Origin of the sequence: Pseudoalteromonas shioyasakiensis (assembly GCF_024518675.1) — a bacterium.
Taxonomy (GTDB): domain Bacteria; phylum Pseudomonadota; class Gammaproteobacteria; order Enterobacterales; family Alteromonadaceae; genus Pseudoalteromonas; species Pseudoalteromonas shioyasakiensis_B.
On record NZ_JANIGL010000003.1, the window covers coordinates 85,120 to 106,134 of the forward strand.

Below are 21,015 nucleotides of genomic sequence, written 5' to 3' on the forward strand. Positions count from 1 at the left end.
AGTATTGGACATTAACAGTTTCAATATACTGTTAATTATGTCATGTTGCTGTTGTCGTTATTTAAGGAAAGCATATGAAAAAATTGATTGTTTTAGGTTTAGTTACTCTTACGTTAGTTCTATCTGGCTGCGCTACAACAGGCAGTGCATCACCCAGTGAAAAACGTAACCTAGTACAAAACATGCGTGCAGATACACTAGCTAAATTATATAAAGAAAAACCTGATGTTAAGCAACAAATTGCAGGTTCTGCTGGCTATGCTGTATTTGATAATGCCAACGTAAATGTGGTACTTGCTAGTTTTGGTGGTGGTTACGGTGTTGTAAAAAATAACCTAACTGGCAAATCTACTTACATGAATATGGGTGAAGCAGGTTTAGGCCTTGGTTTAGGTGTTAAAGACTTTAATGTTGTGATGGTTTTTCATAATCAAGATGCATTAAACCGCTTTATTGAACATGGTTGGGCATTTGGTGGCAACGCTGATGCAGCCGCAAAATACCAAGATCAAGGTGGCGCTATAGTTGCTGAAGCGATTGCGGATCAAGTTACAGTATATTCATTGACCGAAAATGGCCTTGCACTTCAAGCTGTACTAAAAGGCACAAAATTTTGGGTAGATTCTGAGCTAAATTAAGCTTTTAAAACCCTGCTAAAAGTGGGCTAGTTCGTGTAACTACGCCCACTTTAATTTAAATTAGTTAATTTAACATAACGTAATTTATGGGGTATAAGCCGTAAGCCGTAAGCCGTAAGCCGTAAGCCGTAAGCCGTAAGCCGTAAGCCGTAAGCAAAAGTATTTTCGCAGCTTAAAATTGTCAATTCTTTGATATCAAACTTTGTTCTTGTTAGTCATTTATCAAACCACAGTTAAAGAGGATTTTAATTATTAATCTAGACTATTACTTTATTGCACTTGCCATAAGGTCTATTGTTGAGTTTTTTCATTCCAATGAAATTTAAAAATAGTGAATCATGATTGTCAGCTTTTATTGATATTTATTCTTCATACACCACAACTTTATTACGGCCTGTTTCTTTTGCGGTATATAACGCTTTATCAGCATTTGAAATTATATAATCAATATTATCTGTTTGAGTTACTTCACTGACACCAATAGACGCTGTTACATTGCTGTATATATCTGTATAGCCTTCAATATGGGTTTGTTCAATTTCTGTTCGTATTTTTTCAGCAATTCTATGTGCTCCAGATTTATCTGTTGAAGGTAGTAAAATAGCAAATTCTTCTCCGCCTAATCTACAAACTAAATCTGTTTTTCGTACATTCATAGCCAATTTTTTTGCTATTTGTATCAGTACTTTATCACCAACTAAATGCCCAGCTTTGTCATTAACGAGTTTAAAGTGATCAATATCAACCATTAATAAGCAACTTGGGTTTTCTTTACTTTTGGAATTTCCAATTTCTTTTTCTGCTAAATCCATGAATCGGCGTCTATTAGCTAATCCTGTAAGGCTGTCATGTGTAGCAGCTTTAAGTAGAGCAAATTCAGCAATACGTCTTTTTTCATCAACTCGTTCTTGAATTATCGCGCTTGAAATTATTAATATAATGATAAACCAAGATATAATAACAACATATAAACCAAATAAGTCTTCGACTTCACTAAATACTATTGTTTTTATAAATAAGTATCCGATTAATACAGGCACAACATAGCCCAACATTACTTGGAAACGTGCTATTCGCCCACCAATATGTGGTGATAATAATGCATAAACAGCCCCACTTTCAGCATTAATACACAGCACACTTAACGCCAGTAACAAACCATAGGTTGTTGTTAAAATAGACATTTCACCAAAAAAATTGGATATTCCATACGCATAGCCGATGATCGACAGCATAGGGACTGCCATTCCAATAAAAGCGAGTAATTGGCTTGTTATTTTTTTATTCAAACTTGTAAAAATCATCGATAATGATAAACACGCTAACATTATGGCTGTATTTATTCCCATAGAATTAGATAAACCTAATTTATGCTCATTATTTATTACTGCTTGAAAAGGTGTGATATGACGGGCTAAATCTGTGTTGAAATAGCTATCAAATATAATAGTTGATGAAATAACTAAACTCAGAAGACTAAAAATAGGCTTTATATATTTTGATATTTTTTGCTGTTGAAGTAATACAGTCAAACTAATAAAAATAACACTTAAAGCCGTTAGAGGGTTTGTTGCGGCCCCATTTAGTAGTGGACGATACAGCTGAGGTACGGAAAAAATATAGCCAGTGATTGAAAGTAATATTAATAAGAAACAACCTAATGAAAATGCTTTGGCCATTACTTTTACATAACGAATTCGCTGATCATATGTCAGCGCTTGTTGTTCATTATGTAACTTTTCAAATGTAGCTATCGCCATACTCTATACCGTTTAGTGCTTTTTTTTTAGAGGTTTATGATATAGGTTTGAATAAATTAAGCAATTATTATCGCATTTAGAACATTTATTATTCCATTAAATTGACCTTGATTTTATTATTCAACTGTTGATCAAATGCATCAGCTAGTTTTTCTGTTTCACTAAATACGGTGCGCCAGTATTTAATCCGGGTGTCGGCATCGAGATCAGTAAAGTCGGTTCGATCTGGTATTTTGCCATAAGGTAAGCTTGCGATAAATTCTTGTGATGGTGTGATCATGACTACGTTGTCGTAGTTTTCTGGGGCGACGTTGCGTTTTAAACTTTTATCAAACCACCCTGCTTTTGGCGTTGAGTTAAAATGTGGATATAAAATTAGCCCCGGGTTATTTATTTTTAAGTCAAAATGGTAATCAATAATTCCGCCATCGCGGTACATACCAGGTGGTGAGCCGGCAATATTTTTTATACCTTGCATAACTAGCGGTATCGAGCCCGATGCGAGTAATGCATCTTTTAAATTATCAGTGGTTAAATCTAATTGTGTGGTTTTAAATTTATAACTGTCTTCAATAGTTAAATCACTGTTTGGCGCTTGGTATATAAAGCGCTCATATTGCTTGGTTAAAAACCGGCGATGCACGCGATTACTTAAATAGCTTTTTGTTAAGCCTAATAACTGTAATGCCTTTCGCTCACTTGCTACCAAACCATTTGATTTTGCTACAATAAAGTGTGATTTGAATACAGGGTTATTAATTATTTCAGTAACGCCATTATCGCCAAATACATCTTCAAGTAAGGCGCGCGCTTTGGTTGTTATTTCTTCAGGGGTTGGTTTATTGGTTGCGTAACGAGTTTCACTGTAAGTTTTTGCTAATCGCGATATCGCAGCAACAGGATCATTTTGTGAAAAACAGGCAGCACGAAATGCTCCCGCAGATGAACCTATTAAGTTTAATTGCTGCGTTCTACCTTTAAAAAATTCGCCAAAAAGGTATTTATCTAAACCAAATAAGGTAAACCATTTTGGCCCGCCGCTTGCGCCTAAAAATGATGTAAAAAGTTCAGGCTTTAGGCCTTGTTCATTTATTATTTTTGCAGCCGTTTTACCGGCGTGTATTTCAATCATCTAATATCTTAATCTACTTAACGCTCAAATTGCATAAGTATGCAGGTTGATCATTTTAAAATGAGTTAATGCCAAATCCCTTTTTCTGTTTTTCCCTGAATTTTAACCTTGTTTGCATCAAATTCTGGCTCGGTATTTTCTGCTCTTTGTTTATTATAATCGCCAGTTACCGCAAGTATTGTTGGTGTTAAGATGATGATAGCAATAACATTAACCACCGTCATTAACCCTAACGCAATATCCGCTAAATCCCACACTTCTTTTAACGTGGCCGATGCGCCCCACATCATCATAGATAAATACAACAGTGTATAAATGCCGCGCCCGAGTTTGTTATCGAGTTTAAATAAATGCAGGTTACTTTCAGCGTATGCATAATTAGCAACCACTGAGGTGAAAGCAAATAAGGTAATTGCAGCTGCCACAAAGTATACTCCCCCTTGTGCTAGATGGGCTATCATGGCTTCTTGCGTTAAACGAATTCCTTCCATCTCACCACTAATATCAACATCAGCTAATAATATAATTACAGCGGTACAACTACACAGTACTATGGTGTCAAAAAACACCCCCAACATTTGAATGTAGCCCTGAGTAACGGGATGGTTTGGGATTGGAGTCGCGCAGGCTGATGCATGAGGTACACTCCCCGCGCCTGCTTCGTTTGAATACAACCCACGTTGAATACCATTTTTTATAGCTGCGCCCATTGCGCCGGCACCTGCTTCTTGCAAACCAAATGCTGATAAAAAGATATCTTTAAGCATGGCAGGTACTTGGGTGAAGTTTATAATGGTTATGAGCACCGCCGCTAATACAAATACAATGCCCATGATGGGCACAACGCGCTCGGCAAATCGGGCGATTGCTTTAAACCCGCCGAGTATAATTGACCCTGCAAGAACAGTAATAACAATACCAGAATAAAAGGTTGGAATTTCAAATGCGTAATTAAGTGCATCGGTTATAGTGTTGGTTTGCATTGCGCTGAAGGTAAAACCGTAACCCAAAAATAAACACAGAGCGAATGCAATTGCGAGAGCTTTGCTTCCTATACCTTGTTGAATGTAATAAGCAGGCCCGCCTCTAAATTCGCCGTTACTATCGCGTACTTTATACACTTGCCCCAGTACGCTTTCGGCAAAGCCTGTGGCCATACCTAAAATGGCAATCATCCACATCCAAAAAATTGCGCCACTGCCGCCAAGTGATATAGCAACGGCTACACCGGCTAAATTCCCTGTACCTACTCGCGCACTTAAGCCAGTACACAATGCTTGAAATGAACTAATATCGTTTTTATCGCATTTGCTGCTTGTGCGTAATAACGAAAACATGTGTTTAAATTTTACGATTTGAATAAGCTTTAAACGCACTGAAAACCAGATACCCGTGAACAATAAAATGTAAATGAGTATTTGCCCTTCGCCCCACAGTAAGTTGTTAATTGTGCCTACAATCAAATCGAACATGTTTTGCCTTTATAATTTTTATAAAACAAAGATAGAATATAAATTCTTAAATTAAGAATATTCATCACTTTATCTTTATTTATAAAATACTCAAGGGCTTTTGTTTTTAATTAACCATAATGGTGCTGTTTATCTGTTTGTGGGTACTGATGTTTAAGATAATCATTACCTGCAGCAAGTCCTAATTTATAATCATTGCGTAAATCTGCATCGGTACTGCCGAGTAACTTACTGTGTAATTTGCTGCCAGCAAAAATCTGTATTACTTCGAGATCTTCAGGCGGGTTTTCCATAAAGTTTAATTCGTCTAAGTAAGCCTGCTCATGCTGTAGTAGATAATCGAGTGATTTTGGGCAGTAACCTGATGCGCAAACAAAGGTTTTCAGTTTATTTACCCAAGCTGATTGTATTGGCAAGCTGGCATCAACGGTACGAATAACAACTATCTTGCGCGCACCCCGATTGTAAGCCTCTCTTACAGGTAGCGGCGCAGCAAGGCCGCCATCTAAAAAGAAGTCATCGTCGGCTAAAGTACAGGTACTGCATTCAGGCTCTTCGTTTGCAGCTGCTTTATCAAGCCAAGGAGTTAATCTAACGCCTTGTTTATATAAAAATGGTAACGCACTGGAGGCTTTTAACAGCTCACGCCATTGTTTGCCTTCACCTGTTGGAGTTAAGAAGTATGGTTTTCTATCGCGTGCATTGGTGGCTGTGATCAGCAACTCTCTTTGACCTAAGCTGGTTTTAGCTGTTTTAAAATCAAGAGCACGGTTAAACTCGGTGGTTTTATCGAAATACCAATCAAGATCGACAATACTTTTACCCAGGAAACCACGGCCAAGTTGGAAAAAACGTTTATGACGTGACAAACCTCTGATCAGGCGTTTTGCATAGCCTTTTTGTCTAGCTAAAAAGCTTGTCAAATTTTGTGAGCCGGCAGACGTGCCAATAAAAAGGTCGAATGGGTCATACTGGTGTTCAAGCCACGCATCAAGAACGCCTGCGGTAAAGATCCCTCGTTGCCCACCTCCTTCTGCGATCAATGCTGTTTTATTGAAAGTGTTTGAGATTGTAGCGTCTTGAGATTTCACTGCCTTTCTTCCTTTGTGTTTGTTACTGGTTTATACCCTCATTCTAATGAGTTTTCACTAAACGTTAAAATTGATTATATAAATTGAATTAATTAATAAAATAGAACAGTAAGAAGTTCGCTTACCGCTATTTTTGATATGGCTACTTTAGCAAACGCTAAATGTATGTTTGCTTAATTTAACTTAACGACTTTTTAAATCCGCTAATATTTCCAGCGCTCGCTGCCTGTGTTCACTATCATATAAATCATTGGTAAAAATAAACTCATCAACGCCGAGTTCTTTAACAATCATTTCGAGCTTATGTTTCACCGTTGCAGGGCCGCCTACAATCGATAAGCCGAGAAAGTTTTCTACTTGGGCTTGTTCTTGCTCACTCCACAGCGCATCCATACTGGTAACGGGCGGCTTTAACCACAAAGGATGGCCACGCATTAACGCTAAAACGCGTTGTTTAGAAGTGCTCGCTAAGTAGTGCGCTTGTTCATCAGTATCTGCTGCAACCACAGGTAAACCCAGCATGACATAGGGTTTGTCTAATACTGCTGATGGTTTAAATTCACTTCTATACAAAGCAATTGCATCATATAAAAAGCGCGGTGCAAAATGCCCTGCAAAAGCATAAGGTAAACCTTTTTTAGCTGCCAGTTTCGCACTGTATAAGCTTGAACCAAGTAACCAAATGGGCACATTGGTGTTTTCGCCTGGTATAGCACGTACTGGGGAGCGCTCATCACTTGGGCCTAATAGCGCTTGCAGTTCGGTTACTTCATCGGCAAAGTTCTCTGCTCTGCGTTCATCGCGTCTAAGTGCTCGGCTTGTTATGTGGTCACTTCCTGGTGCTCGCCCTAGCCCTAAATCAATACGCCCAGGATATAAGCTCTCAAGCGTACCAAACTGCTCAGCAACAACTAGTGGCGGGTGGTTAGGTAACATTACGCCGCCAGCGCCAACACGGATATTACGTGTTTGCCCGGCGATATGACCAATTAATACAGACGTTGCTGCGCATACAATGCCAGGCATATTATGATGCTCAGCCATCCAAAAGCGATTAAACCCTAATTGATCAGCCTTTTGCGCATACGCTACACTGTTTGCTAATGTTTGCGACACGCTCTCATGCTCTTTCATTGGGCTTAGCTCTAATAATGAAAAATGCATATTTTTAAGTACGCTCATAACACTCTCTGTTTAAGTTCAATATAAGTATACAGTGGTGCCGCAGGTTTATTTTTCAAATGCCGTTCAAGCATTTGATTGATGCTGTTTTTCGACTTTTAAACCATCGGCTGTTATGCCTTGCTTCCAATACGCTGAGCAAGCAATGTTTTCTCTAGCAATCGCAAACTGTGAGCGTGCAATGGTGTTTATTTCACGAATAAGTGACGACTCCAGTGCCATAAATATCACAGGTTTATTGCCTGTTGACCTTGAATTACTTGCAGTCAATTGCGTTATCACTGCATTAATTAAGTCAACTTGTGGTTGCTCGCTTACGAGCCAATTAACCTGATAATGACTGGGTACTGTGTCTAGTTCAATAATATCGCCTTCATCAGGTACATGAATGATTGCGTTTACTGAGGCACTGGCTGGTAGTTTTTGCAAATAGCCATTAATTGCATTCACAGATGTTAAATCACCAATTAATAAGTACTCAGATTGGCTAAAGTCAGAAAGTTTGCGAGGGCCGGGCCCTGCGATACCAAGGTTATCACCTATTTTTGCTTGTTTTGCCCAGTTTGTCGCGATACCGCGATGTTGGTTTATGACAAAGTCTAGCGTAATGGCACCACTGTGTGGGTCGATATTACGAATAGTATAAGAACGCATTGGCGCAGGATTATCCGCTTTTAAATTTAACTCAACCTCGGTTTTACCTTCATGAGGAAAAAGCACTTTTACATACGCACCTTGTTGATCAATGGGGAAATCAGCAAACTCGTCAGAGCCAACAACAACTCGCATTAAGTGCGGTGATATCTGTTTGCTGCTTATTACCTGTGCACGACGTATTTTTTTACTCATGGTTGTCTCCAATTATTTAGTAATGATTAATTGCACAACGCCCCATTGGTTGATAAAATCAACTATATACTTTTAATTGACTTTGTCAACTAACTAGGTGTTTTATGACACAACAAAATTTAGCCGCTACTTTATTTGCTCTTGCTCAGAGCTACCGTGTGACCGTACGCAATTCAATTAACGCTAACGAGTTAGGTATCAACGCATTACATGTACGCTGCTTACATATTATTGCGCAAACGCCTCATTGCACAGCAAACGATATTGTTCAGCAAACTCAACGTGATAAAGCACAAATAGCACGTTTGATCAAAGAGTTACTCAAACTTGATTTAATTACTAAATGTGCCGATGAAAATGACAAACGCTGTTTTATCCTCTCGTTTACCGCGGCGGGTGAGCTGTTATTACAAAAATTACATGCTGCGGAGCAAAGTGTTGATGCCTTACTGTGCCAAGGGCTAGATCAAAACCAAATTGATAATTTTTTGCATACAGCTAAGACTATGATCAGCAATATAAAAAATGAATAACATAGCTAATATACGCTAGCGATACTAATCTAACCCTTGGCATTTTAACTTGCCAAGCACTATACTGTACAAATATACAGTTAAGTGTGTTTTAGTATGCGTGTTATTCCAATTTATATCGAAGCAGGCGTGTGCGGGTTTGAATCCCCCGCCGCACAATATAAAGAATTAGGCTTATCTCTTGATCAATTATTAATAAAGCACCCCGATGCCACATTTATCGGTGTGGCCTCCGGTGAGTCAATGCAAGGGGTGGGTATTTTTGATGGCGATTTACTGTTAGTTGACAGAGCTGAAGATGCTAAAAATGGTGATGTGATCGTTGCCAACTTAAATGGCTTATTTGTCTGTAAGTTACTCGATAGAACTAACGCACAGTTGTTGTCAGCATCCCCTGCCTATGGGCCTGTACAACTATCAGCCAGTGATGAGTTTCAATTAGAAGGCGTTGTGACCCGCTCTATTCGCCTACATCGTTTAAGCCCTGAGTTACACCAATGTATGCCTTAGTCGATGCGGTATCGTTTTACGCCAGTGCCGAAAAGGTATTTGATCCTGCAATTAGGCGCAAACCCGTTGTTGTACTAACTAATAACGATGGCTGCGTTTGCGCTGTATGCCCGATTGCGCGTAAGTTAAATATTCCTAAATTTCAGCCGTATTTTAAAGTAAAGCATTTACTAGCAAAGCATCACGTGATTATTCGCTCATCTAACTATGAGCTGTATGCTGATTTAAGCGACAAAATGATGAATGTGATCAGTCGCTTTTGTGATAACCAACATATCTATTCGATTGATGAATCATTTTTACACTTTAATGGCTTTGCACCTTTAATTAAAGATTGGCATCAATATGGGCAAATGATACGCCACACAGTGTGGCAAGAAACGAAGTTACCTGTCGGCGTGGGATTTGGTTCAACACCCACACTTGCTAAAGCCGCCAACCATGCCGCTAAAAAGCTTAAGGGCTTTAATGGTGTTGCAGTAATTGATGATGAAAACTCACGTAAACACGTTCTTAGTTTGATGGATGTCAGCGATGTGTGGGGGGTTGGTCGGCGTATAGCTAAGAAGCTAAAATTATTAAATATCAATACCGCACTTGATTTAGCCGAGCAACAACCACGACGTATTAAACGACAATTTAGTGTTGTATTAGAGCGCACTGTAAATGAACTCAATGGCATAAGCTGCTTAAGTTGGGATGAAGTACGCCAAGATAAACGGGAAGTATTTTCAACCCGTAGTTTTGGCAAGCGTTTAACCGACCCTATTGCATTAAAAACGGCGTTAGTGAACCATTGTGTTGTCGTGGCAAAGAAATTGCGCCAACAACGCTCAGTAACTAAACGGCTATTATTATTTGTCGCAAGCTCCCCACATGAACAGTATTACTACAAAAAATCATTAATCTATGACTTTACTATACCGAGTGCTGACAGCCGTGTGTTAGCCAGTGCAGTGAGTTGTTTATTTGATCAGCTTTATCAGCCTGGGGTGAAGTTTTATAAATGTGGTGTCGGTGCACTCGAGCTAAACTCGGTGCAATTTCAACAAGCCGATTTATTTGCGGTGGCAAATGATAATATTAAGCTCATGCAATGTTTAGATGCCATTAATCAGCGTTATGGCAGTGATACACTCAGCCTTGCCAGTCAACATCAAACACAATCATGGCATATGAAACGCGCGTTTTTATCACCGCAATACACTACACGCTGGCATGCTTTACCTAAAATAACGTGTGACTTATAAACGCTGTAGCTCGAAGGTACACTCAACATCGGTGTTCTCAATGCTGTACTGTATTTTATGGTCGGCTAAAAAGCGTAAAGTTTGACTGGTATCGAGGTTGTCACTGTCATTCTCACAACGGTTGTGGCGAAGTGTCATGGTAAGGCCTTCACTGGTGTATTTAAACTTGGTGGTTACTAAACAAAAGTTAGGCACTTTATTGGTTTGAGTCCCATTGTGTAATGCATTAAAAATAATACCGCTTCCGAGGCTAAAACCAAGGTCGGTCTCGTTTTTATTATGCCAGCTAAGTTCACCGCTTGAGCAAATATCACTGTTCCCAGCAATTAACTTATAACTTCCTAATTTAGCGTTTAATAATTTAACAAATTGGCTTTTATTACTGGGCAACACAGATTTAGCATCACTTACTTGCGTAAATAATACGCCTACCATACAAAATAAAGCTTTATAAAAATGCATTAAATACCTAAGTTTAGGATGACCTATCTCTTTAGCATAGCATAGGTACAGTGATTAAAATAATGATAAAGCAAGTAACAAAACTCGCTTTAAATGATCATTATTGCCAATACTTAGCAAACAGTTGTGGGTAACTTAATTTTAAAAATTTTGGTTTATCTTTAAACCGTTTACCTTTAGGTTGATTTAGCCCTGAAGGCACAAACGGTAACTCATCATCGTTACGCTCTTCATACAATAACCCGGCGATAAGATCATACTCGTCTAAGTACGGGTAAGGTTGCTCATTTAAGTAATAAAGCGGCGTGCTGTCAGCTAATGAGTCAGGGTTTGCAATGGCAGCATTGAATACTGACTCACCACGAGAAATAAGCCAACAGCGAAACTCTGAAAAGCCATAATCATCATTACAGCCAGCCATAACAAATGCTGCACCAAATAAATCCCAGGTATAGCTCTGGCGCATGCAAATACTAAACTGTTTATCAAAAGCAATGAGTTGCTCGTCATCTAAATCAGCGAGTAACGCTTTTAATCGTTTACTAACTGACTCAGGATCAGCGGTTTTATCTTCAACCGTCACTAATTGCCAAAATTCAGCTTCTGTAAATTCGCTCATGAAACAATCTCTTTAACACGCCCTACTTGGCCGTCTTCTAATTGCACTTTAATGCCATGAGGATGATTCGGTGATTTAGTCAATAAACGCGAAACTATACCGTTAGTTAATGTGCCACTACGTTGATCTTGTTTTAAAACAATGTTGACTTCAGTGCCTGGGGAAATTTGAGAACGAGTAGGAACAGCCATAAATGTATCTCTTTTACAATTTTTAAGGATTATAGCTTTATGTGCAGGCTATACAAGGGTAATGACAATGGACTGGCGCTCATTGGCAGTTAAAATTGCGATTAGTCGTGCATGTATGTCACTCGCATTACCGATTATTTGGAAATCAAACCCTTGTCCATTACCATCTAATATACAACTTAGGTAATTGTCAGCAATTGCAAGCGTGCTTATACGAGAAATATCCACCTCAGATACTTTTTTAATTAGCGCTTGTTTCACCACCAATTGCTCATTAACCCGAGTAAGGGCGTTCACAATCGCATGTTGTTTTATAAATTTATCACTGTAGCGACGTGAAAATGCCCAAAACGCAATTGCAATAACAAAGCCATTACTAAAAACAGGTATCGCAGTGTCATTCGTTGACGCGGTTATTTGATAAATACCTAGAATAAAAAACAGTAACGCAAGTGCCAATAAACTATATTGTTTTTGTTTGTTAGATAGATTTGAAAAAACGGTTATCATATTAAAGTGAGTCCGCTAAAAAACTGATTGCCTGTGGTTTGATGTTGATTACAGCAAGCTGCGCTTTTATTTCACTTTCAAGCGCTGGTAATTGTTGTTTGCTGTTAGCCTCAGATAAAGCTAATTCATCAATAAAGTAACAGCTTACCTGTAAACTGCCCGCTGGTTTTTTTAAATTAACTTCATGGGTTAAATACGCAAAACCGCTACAATCATATTTAATATTTTCACAGGCAATGGTCAACATTTTTCGAAGTGATTTATCGAGTAATTTTTCTGTTTTAGTCATTTTGTGTTGTTTGCTCTGTGGCTCTATTTTTTTTGTATTCGTCGTAACTATCTTCTTGGCGCTTAATGCATTCGTGATATTCTTTATCAGCCATATAGTTACATTCATCTAACCGCGCAGATTGAATTTCATGATAACGACTATCAGATGTACAAGCCGATAAGATAAAAATCATTGAAGCACTAAAAAATAATTTCAGTGTATTGAAAACCATTAAAAATTCCTTACATTTTATAGCGCAAAACTAATTCATCAAACGCGCTTTTGCTGTATATTGCTCTCGTTTTATATTAATTACAATTAAGGCTGTATTATGATGTTGTCGCAGTTACAAGAGCTGTTCCAGCGTATCGATAAAAGTAAAATATTTCAATCATTTGTTATCGCCGTTATTGTGGTCTCCGCGCTCACTGTAGGAGCTCATACCTATTCGTTACATCCAACAGTTGAGCTTGCTTTACATTGGATGGATATAGGGATCACTGTCTTTTTCTTAATTGAGCTGATTATCAGGTATATAGCCAGTAAAGGAATCAAAGATTTCTTTTCCAAAGGCTGGAATATCTTCGACTTTATCATTGTAGTAGGGAGTTTATACCCTGCTGCTGGTTCAACCATATTTATTGCCCGTTTATTAAGAATATTCCGCGTATTGCGCTTGGTATCTATGATCCCCGAGTTACGGTTATTGGTAAACTCACTGATCAAAGCCATCCCACAAATGGGCTATATCGGTTTATTAATGTTTGTGATTTTTTATATTTATGCAGCAATGGGCAGCATGTTATTTGCTGATATAAACCCCGTATTATGGGGGGATGTGTCTATTTCAATGTTGACTCTCTTTAGGATTGCCACATTCGAGGATTGGACTGATGTCATGTACGAAACCATGGCGGTTTATAAGTTAAGCTGGATTTTCTACTTAACATTTATCTTTTTAACGGCGTTTGTATTTTTAAACATGATGGTCGGGGCAATTTTAGAAGTTATGTCTGAAGAGCACCGTAACGCCCGCGAAGAGCAAGCAGATGTAGACTCATTACCTTCAACCCAAGGGCAAATCAATGAGCTTAAAGCGCAGCTTGACGAATTGAAAGAACTTATAGTCAATAAAAAATAAGTGAGGTTTGAAGTAAAGTATTAGGCCCCCCTAATACTTTACAATTAAAAAATAGCAAATAACTAACAAATAATTGCATTTAATAAACTATCAATGTCTAATAAAAAAATGAGTAATTAACACTGATTACAATGCATTATTTCAGCCGTTATTTTTTACTATCCGATAAAGACAATTCACACACTTTTATACCTAATTGGCGAATTAGCGCACTACGTATTATTTTAGCTACTGGGCTCATGTTATGTTTCTCTGTCCTATGCCATACTTTTAATGCAGCTATAAAGTTTGATTTAGCTTACGTAATTATATTGTCAGTCAGCTTTCTTGCAGCCATGGTGTCCCTACTTATAGCAAGTAAAAAATACTATGTATTTTGTTCTCATACACTTTTGCTCTGTATCGTTGCGGCAACAGTATCAATGAACCTCTTTTTAAGTGATTTAAATCTCATTAAAGTTGGTTCCATGTATATGTATGCTTGCCCTATAATTGCACTAATGTTGTTAGGCACTAGAACTGCGTTATTCTATGCAATCTTAAACATTATCCCTTTCTATTTTATAATCAACGATATAAACCTTTCTTCTTTGACTTCTATAAGCACACAACTACCAAACGCAGACTGGTATATATCTGGTTTGATATTTTTATTTTTTAATGTCTGCATTCCCCTAGCTGTAGCACGAACAATTGTTGCAGCAAAACGATTAAATAAAACAATGAAAGAGTCAAATACATACTTAAAGGATAAAAATGAGCTTTATCGTACTTTTTTTACAGACTCTACAATTACCAAGTTGATAATAGATAGTCAGCTAAAAATTATTGACTGTAACGATAAAGCGAGAGAATTGTTTAATTTTAAAGATATAACATGCTATATGGAGGTAGGGCTACACACTATATTACCCACAGTGAAAATTGAATCTAAAGGTAAACGAACCCAAATAATAAAATATAAAAATACATACCAAAGTGTTCACTGCCAAAAAGTGTTAAGTTCAGATTATTATGTACTTCGGTTTGATGACTGCACAGAAGAACAAAAAATAAAACAAAATCTATCCGCAATGGAGCTTGAAAATAAGCGTTTACGTTATTGTGACGGGCAATCGCATTTACCAAATAGAGAATGGTTTGTATTACAAAGTGAAAGATTGATAGCTAAATATCAACGTGGTTTTTATATCGTTGTCGCACAAAGTTCAAACAGTGAATATTTAAGCCTTAAATATAATAAGAATGATTCTAAGACTTTACTTATTACATCACATAAGCGATTAAAAGCAATTGATGCACTATTATTTTGTGCCCATATAGGTGATGGGAAATTGGCGTTTATTCTTAATACTACGCCAATAAATGAACCTGAACATAAGTTGCTTGACACTATTAAGCGTATCTTAGATGAACCCTACAATCTTAGAGGCACAAAGTGTCAACAAGCTTTTTTATTAGGCTTTGCCCATTACCCAACTCAAGGTAAAGACAGTGGAAATGTCCTCAACAATGCAATAGAAGCACTTAAACTGGGTAATAATTATAAATCTATTAATCGATATGACGAGAAACGCTCACAAGCATTTTTAGAAAAACATGAAATATCAATGCTATTAGACGAAGCTCTACAAAATGGTGAGCTAGATATGCATTATCAACCTAAAGTAACAAATGAAGGTAAGTGTATTGGCCTTGAAGCATTGGCTCGATGGAATAGCCCAACACTAGGCGTAGTTTCACCTGCGGTATTTATTCCTATCGCAGAGGAATACAGAATGATCAGCCGATTGACCGATCTAGTCATTCAAAAAGTCTGTGCACAAATTGAAATGTGGGCAAACACTAATACACCTTTAGTCCCTATTGCAATCAACATTTCGTTAATCGATTTTAGTCAAACGGATTTTATGTCAAAGCTCGTCAAGTATTTAGCTGATTTTAACGTAAAACCAAATCAAATCGAGCTAGAACTCACTGAAACATCATTAGAAGCAAATCAAGAGCACTCGTTATCATTAATTCAAAATTTACAATCGTGGGGTTTCATAATATCGGTCGATGATTTTGGTGTTGGGTATTCTAATATAGCCCGTTTAGCTGATTACCCTATCAATAAATTAAAACTAGACAGATCTTTAATTAGCCAAGTAACAACATCAATAAGACAAAAAAGTCTAGTGAAAGCAATACATGCAATGTGTAAAGAGCTTAATATTGAATGTGTCTCGGAAGGCGTTGAAACAAAATCACAAGTAGATACGATGGCTGATATGGGCTGTAAAGAGTTTCAAGGGTTTTATTTTGCAAGGCCCCTACCCGCGAATGAGTACACCAAACATATAGAGCAAAACGGATTATATTTCAATCAACAAATGAATAAGAACAGAAACTATAGCATTTAAGTAATACAAAAATAACAGTACCTAAAAAAGAGAGCTTAAGCTCTCTTTTTAGACATCTTGTTTAGCCTTCAACAATAATACGTAACATACGGCGAAGTGGCTCTGCTGCCCCCCACAGTAATTGGTCACCCACAGTAAACGCACTAATGTACTCAGGCCCCATAGATAATTTACGGATTCTGCCAATCGGAATATTTAATGTACCAGTCACTTTAACCGGTGTTAAATCTGTCGCTGTAATATCACGTTCATTGGGTATCACTTTAACCCATTCGTTATGCGACGCTAAGATTTGCTCTACTTTGTCAACGCTGATGTCTTCACGTAGTTTAATAGTCATAGCTTGTGAATGACAACGCATGGCACCAATACGTACGCATAAACCATCAACAGGAACAGGTTGCTTAGATGAGCCTAAAATTTTATTGGCTTCAACTTGCGCTTTCCATTCTTCTTTTGATTGCCCTGATGGCATAGGCACGTCAATCCATGGGATTAAACTGCCCGCTAGCGGTACACCAAATTGATCTTGTGGTAAATCACTTGATGCAATTTGCTCGGTTACCAGCTTATCAATTTCTAAAATAGCAGCTTGTGGATCTGCAAGCTTATCAGCTACGCTTGCATGAATAGAGCCCATTTGCGCGATAAGCTCTTTCATATTACGAGCACCGGCACCAGAGGCTGCTTGGTAAGTCATTGGGCTGACCCACTCAATCAAATCTTGCTCAAATAAACCACCTAGAGCCAATAACATGAGTGAAACGGTACAGTTACCACCCACATAGGTTTTAACGCCTTGTTCAAGACCTTGTGCAATGACATCTTTGTTTACAGGATCAAGTACAATAATACTGTCATCGCTCATACGAAGAGCTGACGCGGCATCAATCCAATAGCCGTTCCACCCTGCTTCACGTAACTGTGGGTAAACCGCTTTAGTATAATCACCACCTTGGCAGGTGATAATGATGTCCATTTTAGCCAGCTCTTCAATGCTAGTGGCATCGAGTAAAGGTTTTGCCTCGCCGGCTATGTCAGGCCCTAGTTGCCCTGCTTGAGAGGTGGTAAAAAAAGTGGTGTCAATATTGGCAAAATCATTTTCTTGCTGCATACGTTCTAATAACACTGAGCCAACCATGCCCCGCCAACCGACTAATCCTACTTTTTTCATTGTTTGTTCCACTATTTGAGTCATAAGAAATACCTAATACGTTAAAAATTAAAATTCATTGCGTGAGATTTAATTTTTAGACGAGTTAATCTAGCATTGCAGTAAATGCAAAACCAGTAATAGTCATAGAACATAAAAATATTTCATATTGATTCTGTAACTTAAAGATCAATCAATGGTTATATCTTCTAAACTGGGATCTAATGCAGGTGGCGATAAATCAACGCCTTTGCGTAACTGTTTTACAACTGTTTTAAGCACCTCAATACGGGCATACCATTTATATTGTGCTGCAATAATATGCCATGGCGCAGCTTTGGTATTGGTATGAACAAACATATCGTTAATAGCATTTACATACTCACCACGTTTTTCACGATTGCGGATATCTTCGCTGGTGAGTTTCCAGCGTTTATAAGGGTCTTGCAGGCGTCCTTCAAAGCGCTTTAACTGCTCATCACTACTGATATTTAAAAACACCTTAACAATGCGTACCTCATCATCTATTAATAAGCGTTCAAATTCATTGATCTCTTGATATGCACGTTGCCACTGCTGTGAACTGGCAAGTCCCTCAACTCTTTCTACCAAAACACGGCCATAATAGGATCGATCAAAAAAGGCGATAGTGCCTGGCGCAGGTAGTTTAGTCATAAATCGATACAAATAATGTTTGCCTTGCTCTTCAGACGTTGGTGCAGCAATCGGGTAAACAGTAAACCCTCGGGGATCTAACCGCTGCGTTAAACGCCTAATTGCACCGCCTTTGCCTGCCGCATCCCAGCCCTCTAAAACAATAACGGCGCGACGCCCTTGATGAAAATAAGCTTGCTGTACATGCAACAACTTAGTTTGCCAGTGTTTGAGCTGTCGCTTATAAGTTTGTTTATCTTTAACCGATGGCCACTGCGCTTGTGACTCGTCTAACACTAATTTATTTTTATTGAGTTTAATTTTACTAACAGAGTGCACAATAATTCCTTTTCAACAAGCAGCTTGGGCATTTGTAGGTGCCAATAAGCATAGCAAACAGCTGGGCAAAAAAAAGCCCTACAAATGTAGGGCAATGAAGTGAGGTTATTGTATTCGCCTTCCTAGGCTAAACTAAGCTAGAACTCGTAAGAATACGCTATACTAAATTTAGTCCCTTCTTCTTTTTTCCAGAGTGATAAACCTTCTTGTTCAATTTCTTTATCTTGACCAAGAATATTTTCAACTTTAAATTTCACTTTACTGCTAAAGTTTGGAAAATAAGAATAAACTAAATCTAATGAATGGAATGATTGCTCCTCAGCGTCTTCATTACCACGAGTACCTGGTACGATTATTCTAGGCCCAAACACATTATAAACTAATGATGTTGAATGGAAGCCATCATCTGAGTCATAACCCATTTGTAAGTTAGTTACCCATTCAGAGTGACCTACAAGTCGACGCTCATTATTTGTAACAATGTTAGAAACAGAATCAGCTTCTAATGCATCTTTTAATTGCTGTTCAAATAAAGAATCTACGCCATCAGAGTCATCAATACCAAGATTAACTGATGAATCTGACAAAGTTAAATTACCTGATACAAATATATTAGCTAAAGACGAGTCAATAAAGCTAAAGTCAGATAAAAAGTCTAACTCGATACCCGTTAACTCACCAGACTCTGCATTGGCTGTTAATAGCTGTGGTGCAGCACCGCCAACCCCAGCAAGCTCAACCATTTCAATTGGATTCTCAATATCTTTATGGAATAAAGCAACTGAGAAGTTATTTCCTGATTGCATATACCATTCGAATCTAAAGTCAATGTTCTTTAATTTAGAGCTTTGTAAACTAGGTGAACCACGAACCAAAAACTCAGTTAACGGATCAACATAGTAACTAGAGCTAACATCACGCATATCAGGACGAATGGTTGTTTCGCTTAAGTTTAAGCGAAATTGCATTTCTTCATCCATAATATAAGTAACCGCAAGAGACGGAAAGAAATCGTCATCTTTAATTGCTACTTCAGTGATTTCATCAGTCGTTGCATCAAATTCATTGCTATGAGCTTTAAACGGTACAGATACTTGTGCAAAATCTTCCCAACGTACACCACCTGTAAAGCGCCATGTATTATCTAAGAAATAATCAGCCATGAAATAATAAGCATCTAGCTTATTCGCTGCAGTGTATGAATCTCCATCAGCTGTTCTATCATCAAAAATGCCAGAACCTGTAGCACTCGTGTAGAAGTCATCGTTGTTGATATTATCATCAGCGAAAATTTCATCTAAGCGAGAGCCATAGCTAAATTCATCAGCGATGCCACGGTGAGTAATACCAAAACGCGTATTTGAAGCATCTCGAGATTTTTCAGAGAAGTCGCCACCCGCTTTTAATTCTAGCTCATAACCATCACCATAAAATGGCATGCCCATATTCCAGCCCCAAGTATCCACCTTATCATGCAGGGTTTGAAACTCTCGGCTTAAATTTGTTGCAGAAACATCTTGCAGTTGTTCAGATTCAAAAACCCCATCGCTATAATTTTTTTGAAAAATAGCGTCAACCATACCTGGTGCATCACGATTAGCACGGCTAGTGCCTGCGTACCAATCAACAAATAGGTTGTTATACTCTATAAAGTTATGAGTACCTTTTAACTGGCTAGAAAACATTTCGCGTTCTTCATACACGACATCGACACGACGTAATTCACGAGTTCCTTCTTCTGACTCATTGGCATCATAGAAGTTACGGTCACGCACACGATCACGCATATCATGTAAAGCAATATTAGTTAACTCAACTTTATGATTTGAGTTAAATTCATAACCCAAGTTTAAAGTTCCACTCCAGCGAACACTTTGTTCTGTAGAAGTGCCATCATAATATTGCGCGAAACATTTGTCTTCACAGCCTAAGCTACCTAGGTTGGTGCCATTTTGCTCTTGGCTGACTTCCCACTCGTTTTCATACGAAACAGCCGCTAGTACACCAAAAGTACCTAAGTCACTCTCAAATCGGTCTCCAAGTGCAACTGAAAAGTCCATACCTAATGGAACATCTTTTTCGGTTGGTCCTATGTTCCAATCAAGTGATGACATTAACGCCTGACGCTGCTCAAGTGTGGTATCAAGGTTACCTTCTATACCATCAGCAGCAAATGCATCAATGAACTCTTGGGGTAATGCACGTGTCCCATCATCACGCCCCATCCAATCATCATCACCGCCCTCATAGAAATAGCCTGTTTCACTATTACTGGTATCGTATGAAGTACCAACATCAATTTTAAATAAGAAATCACTTGGGATAGATTTAGTTCTGATGTTGACGTTACCACCACCGAAATGCGCTGGCATATCAGGTGAAAACGATTTTTGTACACTTAAGCTTTCAATAATGTCTGATGGAAATAAATCCAAAGGAACAACTGAACGCGTAGGATCGGGACTTGGAACGTACATCCCATTTAATTGCGTACTCGAGTAACGTTCACCTAAACCACGTACATAGATAAATTTGCCATCTACAAGGGTTAAGCCTGTTACACGGCGCAGTGCTGCAGCGGCATCACCATCGCCTGTTCTTGAAATTTGATCGGCACCCATAATATCTGCAACAAACGCTTGATTTTGACGCTCTTGCAATACGGCACCCGCACTTCCTTTTAAACGCTGTCCAACAGCGACCACTTCTTCTATCTCTTGGTCAGATTCTTGCGCTTGAGCAGAATTTATCGACAAACCCAAAAGAGCAGCAACAACTGCGTAATTTAGCTTTGAACGACCAAGTTTAGAGGGGTTAAAAGAATTCATTATTATACTCCGAAACATGAACTAG

At 38.3% G+C, this 21,015-nt stretch carries 21 protein-coding genes; 6 read left to right on the forward strand and 15 right to left on the reverse strand.

What is annotated here, in order from left to right; genetic code table 11:
- Window positions 1-74 precede the first annotated feature (74 nt).
- On the forward strand, window positions 75-638 hold the full coding sequence (locus NQT69_RS09840; protein WP_256827506.1) for a lipid-binding SYLF domain-containing protein: 564 nt from the start codon (window positions 75-77) through the stop codon (window positions 636-638).
- Between the two features lie 362 nt (window positions 639-1,000).
- Here NQT69_RS09840 and NQT69_RS09845 read toward each other — a convergent pair whose 3' ends face one another.
- From NQT69_RS09845 to NQT69_RS09870, 6 genes are all read right to left on the reverse strand, one after another.
- Window positions 1,001-2,398, reverse strand: a complete 1,398-nt coding sequence (locus NQT69_RS09845; RefSeq protein ID WP_256827507.1) for a GGDEF domain-containing protein — start codon at window positions 2,396-2,398, stop codon at window positions 1,001-1,003.
- An 88-nt stretch (window positions 2,399-2,486) separates the two neighbouring features.
- Window positions 2,487-3,530 carry a patatin-like phospholipase family protein gene (locus NQT69_RS09850; protein WP_256827508.1) on the reverse strand — a complete coding sequence of 348 codons (1,044 nt, stop codon included), beginning with the start codon at window positions 3,528-3,530 and terminating at the stop codon, window positions 2,487-2,489.
- Between the two features lie 65 nt (window positions 3,531-3,595).
- Complete coding sequence (locus tag NQT69_RS09855) at window positions 3,596-5,002, reverse strand: alanine/glycine:cation symporter family protein (protein ID WP_256827509.1); 1,407 nt, start codon at window positions 5,000-5,002, stop codon at window positions 3,596-3,598.
- 110 nt (window positions 5,003-5,112) lie between these two features.
- A complete protein-coding gene (locus NQT69_RS09860) occupies window positions 5,113-6,093 on the reverse strand; it encodes a patatin-like phospholipase family protein (RefSeq protein WP_256827510.1) in 981 nt (326 codons plus the stop codon).
- A 183-nt stretch (window positions 6,094-6,276) separates the two neighbouring features.
- Entirely contained in the window at window positions 6,277-7,275 is a 999-nt protein-coding gene (locus NQT69_RS09865; protein WP_256827511.1) for an LLM class flavin-dependent oxidoreductase, read from the reverse strand.
- A 66-nt stretch (window positions 7,276-7,341) separates the two neighbouring features.
- On the reverse strand, window positions 7,342-8,124 hold the full coding sequence (locus tag NQT69_RS09870; protein WP_256827512.1) for a siderophore-interacting protein: 783 nt from the start codon (window positions 8,122-8,124) through the stop codon (window positions 7,342-7,344).
- Window positions 8,125-8,228: 104 nt separating this feature from the next.
- Here NQT69_RS09870 and NQT69_RS09875 point away from each other — a divergent pair, with 104 nt between their 5' ends.
- The 3 genes from NQT69_RS09875 to NQT69_RS09885 all read left to right on the forward strand — a co-directional run bounded on the left by NQT69_RS09875 (window position 8,229) and on the right by NQT69_RS09885 (window position 10,417).
- The gene (locus NQT69_RS09875) at window positions 8,229-8,657 is read left to right on the forward strand and encodes a MarR family winged helix-turn-helix transcriptional regulator (protein WP_256827513.1); all 429 of its coding nucleotides are present in this window, start codon (window positions 8,229-8,231) and stop codon (window positions 8,655-8,657) included.
- 96 nt (window positions 8,658-8,753) lie between these two features.
- A complete protein-coding gene (locus NQT69_RS09880; protein ID WP_135473546.1) occupies window positions 8,754-9,167 on the forward strand; it encodes a LexA family protein in 414 nt (137 codons plus the stop codon).
- Window positions 9,155-10,417, forward strand: a complete 1,263-nt coding sequence (locus NQT69_RS09885; protein WP_256827514.1) for a Y-family DNA polymerase — start codon at window positions 9,155-9,157, stop codon at window positions 10,415-10,417. The genes NQT69_RS09880 and NQT69_RS09885 overlap by 13 nt, the downstream gene beginning before the upstream one ends.
- On the opposite strand, the gene NQT69_RS09890 is transcribed toward NQT69_RS09885, so the two are convergent.
- The 6 genes from NQT69_RS09890 to NQT69_RS09915 all read right to left on the reverse strand — a co-directional run bounded on the left by NQT69_RS09890 (window position 10,412) and on the right by NQT69_RS09915 (window position 12,702).
- Window positions 10,412-10,879 carry a hypothetical protein gene (locus tag NQT69_RS09890; protein ID WP_256827515.1) on the reverse strand — a complete coding sequence of 156 codons (468 nt, stop codon included), beginning with the start codon at window positions 10,877-10,879 and terminating at the stop codon, window positions 10,412-10,414. The two genes, NQT69_RS09885 and NQT69_RS09890, sit on opposite strands and share 6 nt — an antisense overlap.
- Before the next feature lie 100 nt (window positions 10,880-10,979).
- Window positions 10,980-11,498: a DUF4240 domain-containing protein gene (locus NQT69_RS09895; protein ID WP_256827516.1), complete on the reverse strand. Its 519-nt coding sequence runs from the start codon at window positions 11,496-11,498 to the stop codon at window positions 10,980-10,982.
- The gene (locus tag NQT69_RS09900; protein WP_087531427.1) at window positions 11,495-11,689 is read right to left on the reverse strand and encodes a YwbE family protein; all 195 of its coding nucleotides are present in this window, start codon (window positions 11,687-11,689) and stop codon (window positions 11,495-11,497) included. The genes NQT69_RS09895 and NQT69_RS09900 overlap by 4 nt, the downstream gene beginning before the upstream one ends.
- 48 nt (window positions 11,690-11,737) lie before the next feature.
- Window positions 11,738-12,199, reverse strand: a complete 462-nt coding sequence (locus tag NQT69_RS09905; protein ID WP_256827517.1) for a hypothetical protein — start codon at window positions 12,197-12,199, stop codon at window positions 11,738-11,740.
- 1 nt (window position 12,200) lies between these two features.
- The gene (locus NQT69_RS09910; protein ID WP_256827518.1) at window positions 12,201-12,488 is read right to left on the reverse strand and encodes a hypothetical protein; all 288 of its coding nucleotides are present in this window, start codon (window positions 12,486-12,488) and stop codon (window positions 12,201-12,203) included.
- Window positions 12,481-12,702: a hypothetical protein gene (locus tag NQT69_RS09915; RefSeq protein ID WP_256827519.1), complete on the reverse strand. Its 222-nt coding sequence runs from the start codon at window positions 12,700-12,702 to the stop codon at window positions 12,481-12,483. The genes NQT69_RS09910 and NQT69_RS09915 overlap by 8 nt, the downstream gene beginning before the upstream one ends.
- A 102-nt stretch (window positions 12,703-12,804) precedes the next feature.
- On the opposite strand from NQT69_RS09915, the gene NQT69_RS09920 reads away from it, so the two are divergent.
- Both NQT69_RS09920 and NQT69_RS09925 read left to right on the forward strand, forming a co-directional pair.
- The gene (locus NQT69_RS09920) at window positions 12,805-13,611 is read left to right on the forward strand and encodes an ion transporter (protein ID WP_256828053.1); all 807 of its coding nucleotides are present in this window, start codon (window positions 12,805-12,807) and stop codon (window positions 13,609-13,611) included.
- Between the two features lie 131 nt (window positions 13,612-13,742).
- A complete protein-coding gene (locus NQT69_RS09925) occupies window positions 13,743-16,016 on the forward strand; it encodes an EAL domain-containing protein (protein WP_256827520.1) in 2,274 nt (757 codons plus the stop codon).
- A 61-nt stretch (window positions 16,017-16,077) separates the two neighbouring features.
- On the opposite strand, the gene asd is transcribed toward NQT69_RS09925, so the two are convergent.
- The 3 genes from asd to NQT69_RS09940 all read right to left on the reverse strand — a co-directional run bounded on the left by asd (window position 16,078) and on the right by NQT69_RS09940 (window position 20,990).
- A complete protein-coding gene (gene asd / locus NQT69_RS09930; RefSeq protein WP_256827521.1) occupies window positions 16,078-17,214 on the reverse strand; it encodes an aspartate-semialdehyde dehydrogenase in 1,137 nt (378 codons plus the stop codon).
- A 144-nt stretch (window positions 17,215-17,358) separates the two neighbouring features.
- Window positions 17,359-18,162 (reverse strand): polyphosphate kinase 2 family protein, encoded by an 804-nt coding sequence (locus NQT69_RS09935; protein WP_372822999.1) that lies wholly within the window; start codon window positions 18,160-18,162, stop codon window positions 17,359-17,361.
- 137 nt (window positions 18,163-18,299) lie between these two features.
- Complete coding sequence (locus NQT69_RS09940) at window positions 18,300-20,990, reverse strand: TonB-dependent receptor domain-containing protein (RefSeq protein ID WP_256827522.1); 2,691 nt, start codon at window positions 20,988-20,990, stop codon at window positions 18,300-18,302.
- Window positions 20,991-21,015: the final 25 nt, after the last annotated feature.